The organism is Streptomyces sp. UW30 (assembly GCF_008042075.1).
In the GTDB taxonomy this organism is placed as follows: domain Bacteria; phylum Actinomycetota; class Actinomycetes; order Streptomycetales; family Streptomycetaceae; genus Streptomyces.
The window spans coordinates 1-4371 of the sequence record NZ_RDBN01000146.1; the positions used below are offsets into that span (position 1 = coordinate 1).

At 76.0% G+C, this 4371-nt stretch carries 1 protein-coding gene; it reads left to right on the forward strand.

Going from position 1 to position 4371, the window contains the following annotated elements; all coding sequences use genetic code 11:
• Positions 1-4371, forward strand: a 4371-nt coding sequence (locus EAO75_RS44940; RefSeq protein ID WP_148000889.1) for an SDR family NAD(P)-dependent oxidoreductase, incomplete at both ends; no start/stop codon positions are given.

Here is a 4371-nt window from a genome sequence, read left to right on the forward strand (position 1 = left end):
GCCCTGGCTGCYGTCCGCCGCCACCCCGGCCGCCCTGCGCGACCAGGCGGAGCGGCTGCGCACCCGCATCGCCGGCGACAGCGACCTGCGCCCCCTCGACATCGCCTACTCCCTCGCCGTCACCCGCGCCGCCCTCGACCACCGCACCGCCGTGGTCGACAGCGCGGACGCCTACGCGGGCGCCCTCGCCGACCCCACCGGCCCCGGCACCCTCCACGGACACGTCACCGGCCGCCCCAAGCTCGCCCTGCTGTTCTCCGGGCAGGGCAGCCAGCGGCTCGGCATGGGCCGTGAACTGCACGCCCGCTTCCCCGTGTTCGCCGCCGCGCTGGACGAGACGCTGGCCTGCTTCGAGCCCGGACTGCGCGAGGTCATGTGGGGCACGGACGACGCGCTGCTGAACCGTACGGACCACACCCAGGGTGCGCTGTTCGCCGTGGAGGTGGCGCTGTACCGGCTGCTGGAGTCCTGGGGCGTGCGCGCCGATTTCGTCGCCGGGCACTCGGTCGGCGAGATCGCCGCCGTCCATGCCGCGGGCTTGCTGTCCCTTGAAGATGCCTGCGCGCTGGTGGTGGCGCGTGGCCGGCTGATGGCGGCCCTCCCGGCGGGCGGCGCCATGGTCGCCGTCGAGGCGAGCGAGGACGAGGTACGGCCGCTGCTGACACCCGGCGTGGCGGTCGCCGCGGTCAACGGGCCCCGCGCCCTGGTCCTCTCGGGCTCCGAGGCGGATGTGGAGCGCCTGCTCGCGGCGCTGGGGGAGCGGAGGCACACCCGGCTCGCGGTGAGCCACGCCTTCCACTCGCCGCTGATGGACCCGATCCTGGACGACTTCCGCAAGGTCGCGGAAGGACTGACCTGGCACACCCCGCAGCTCGCCGTCGTCTCCGGGCTGACCGGCCGGATCGCCGAGCCGGAGGAGCTGTGCTCGGCGCGGTACTGGGTACGGCACGTCCGCGAGACCGTGCGCTTCGCCGACGGCGTGTCCGCCCTCGCGGATGCCGGGGCCACCGCCTTCCTGGAGGTCGGCCCGGACGCCGTGCTCGCTGCCGCCGCCCGCGCCTGCCTGCCCGAACGGGCCGTCGTACAGCCGCTGTTGCGCCGGGACCGGCCCGAGGAGACCGCGCTCGTCACCGGCCTCGCCGCACTGCACGTCCACGGCGTCACCGTCGACTGGGCCGCGTTCTTCGCCGGCACCGGCGCCCGCCGCGTGGACCTGCCGACGTACGCCTTCCAGCGCGAGCGGTACTGGCCGGAGGGCGGTGCCCGCACCCTGGAGGTGACCGGCGCCGGGCTCGAAGCGGTGGGGCATCCGCTGCTCGGCGCCGCGATGGTCGTGGCCGGCTCCGACGACCTCGTGCTCACCGGCGTGCTCTCCACCGCCGTACAGCCATGGCTCGCCGACCACCGCGTCGGCGGCATGATCTTCTTTCCCGGCACCGGCTTCCTGGAACTGGCGATCCGCGCCGGGGACCAGGTCGGCTGCGCACGCGTCGCCGAACTGACCCTCGCCGTGCCGCTCGTGCTGCCCGACCAGGGCGGCGTTCAAGTGCAGCTGAAGGTCGGCGGACCGGACGAGACCGGACGTCGTGAGCTGTGGTTCCACTCCCGCCCGGCCGACCGGCCCGAAGCGCCCTGGACCCTGCACGCCACCGGCCGGCTTGCCCCCGACGCCGCCGAACCGGCACCGTTCGACGCCGCCGAGTGGCCGCCGCGCGACGCGCGACCCGTCGACATCACCGACCGCTACGACCGCTACGCCGCCTCCGGCCTGGTGTACGGCCCCGCTTTCCGCGGGCTGCGCGCCCTGTGGCGGCGCGGCGAGGAGCTGTTCGCGGAGATCGCCCTGGACGCCTCGGTCCGTGACACCGGCGAGTACGGCGTCCACCCCGGCCTGCTGGACTCCGTTCTGCACGCGGCCGCCCTGGACCACGACTCCGAACGCCTGTTGCCGTTCGAGTGGCGTGATGTGACCCTGCACGCCTCCGGAGCCGGACTGCTGCGCGCCCGGCTGCTGCGCACCGCGGCGGACACCGTCGTCGTCGACGCCGCCGACGCGCAGGGCGCCCCGGTCGTCTCGATCGCCGGCCTCACCCTGCGCGCCGCGCCCGACGCCGACGCCACCCCTGCCCTGCCGGACGCCGGGTCGCTGTTCCGCCTGGAGTGGCAGAACCACGAGGTGCCGGCCGTCGCGCAGGGCGCCTGGGCCGTGGTCGGCGAGGACCCGTTCGGGCTCGCGGCCCGGCTGGACGGCGCCGCCCGTGTTCCGGCGCTGGACGCCCTCGCGGGCGAGCGGGCACCGCGCCACCTCGTGGTGTCCGTCGCCGGGCCCGGTGGCGGTGCCGAGGCGGCCCGCGCCGCCACCCGCCGAGCGCTCGCCCTGCTGCAGGACCTCCTCGCCGACGAGCGCCTGCGCCGCTCCCGCCTGCTGCTGGTCACCCGGGGCGCCGTCGCCGCGAGCGACGCCGAGGACGTGACCGACCTGGGCGCCGCCGCCGTATGGGGACTGGCCCGGTCCGCGCAGGCCGAACACCCTGGCCGGCTACTGCTGGTGGACACCGACGACGCGTCCGCCGCACTGCTGCCCACCCTGCCGGCCCTGCTCGACGACGGCGAACCGCAGGCCGTCCTGCGCGACGGGGAACTGCGGGTCGGGCGCCTGGTCCGGGGCGCGGGCGCCGCGCTCGTGCCCCCCGGGACCGGACCGTGGCGGCTGGACGTGACCGACCGCGGGAGCCTGGACGGGCTCGCCCTGACTCCCTGTGCGCACGAAGAGCTGACGGGGCGCCAGGTGCGGGTGGCGGTGCGGGCCGCGGGCATCAACTTCCGGGATGTGCTCAGCGCGCTCGGCATGTACCCGGGCGAGGCCGGGCGGCTGGGCTCCGAGGCCGCCGGCGTCGTCGTCGAGACGGGGCCCGAGGCCGAGCTCCGGCGGCCGGGCGACCGCGTCATGGGCATGGTCGCCGGAGGCTTCGCGCCGAGCGTCGTCGTCGACGAACGGCAGCTGAGCGCCGTGCCCGCCGACTGGTCCTGGGAGACGGCCGGTTCGGTACCGCTGGTGTTCCTCACCGCCTACCGGGCGCTCGTCGAACTCGGCGACGTCAGGCCCGGCGAGAAGGTCCTCGTGCACGCGGGCGCCGGCGGCGTCGGCATGGCCGCGATCCAGCTCGCACGGCACCTCGGCGCGGAGGTCTTCGCCACCGCGAGCGAACCGAAGTGGCCCGCGCTGCGCGCACTCGGCGTGGCGGACGACCACATCGCCTCCTCCCGCGACACCGGCTTCGCCGACCGGTTCGCGGCGTCGGCCGGGGAGGGCATCGACGTCGTCCTCAACGCGCTGTCCGGCGAGTTCGTCGACGCCTCACTGCGCCTGCTCGGGCCCGGCGGCCGCTTCCTGGAGATGGGCAAGACCGATCTGCGCGACGCGGCCACCATCCCCGACGGGATCCGCTACGAGCCCTTCGACCTGGGCTGGGTGGACCCCGACGGCATCCGACGGATGCTGACGGCACTGGACGCGCTGTTCGCCGACGGCGCCCTGCGGCCCCTGCCGGTGCGCACCTGGGACGTACGGCGGGCCCCCGACGCGTTCCGTTTCATGAGCCTCGCCCGGCACACCGGAAAACTCGCCCTCACCCTGCCGCCCGCCCTGGACCCCGACGGCACGGTCCTGATCACCGGCGGCACCGGCGGCCTCGGCAGCCTCCTCGCCCGCCACCTCGTCACCCGGCACGGCGTACGGCACCTGCTGCTCGCCGGCCGCCGCGGACCCGACGCGCCCGGCGCCCGCGAACTGACCGAGGAACTCGTGGCGCACGGCGCGGAGGTAGGCCTCGTCGCCTGCGACCTCACCGCGCCCGGCGCCGTACGCGCCCTGCTGAACGCCGTCCCCGACGGGCACCCGCTGACGGCCGTCGTCCACACGGCGGGCGTCCTCGACGACGGCGTGCTGGACGCCCTCACCCCGGACCGGCTCGACACCGTGCTGCTGCCCAAGGCCGACGTGGCCTGGCAACTGCATGAGCAGACCCGCGACCTGGATCTGGCCGCGTTCGTGCTGTACTCCTCCACCGCCGGCCTGATGGGCAGCCCCGGCCAGGCCAACTACGCCGCCGCCAATGCCTTCCTCGACGCGCTCGCCGAGCACCGCCGCGCGCACGGGCTGCCCGCGCTGTCGCTGCGCTGGCCCGGCTGGGAGCAGGACGGTGGCGGAATGACCGCGGCGCTGTCCGACCGTGACCAGCGGCGCATCTCGACGCTCGGGCTGCCGCCACTGACCGCGGAGCAGGGCCTCGCCCTCTTCGACGCCGCGCTCGCCACCGACGCGGCCGCCCTCGCGCCGCTGCCCGTAGGAGGCGCCCCCCTGCCCCCGGG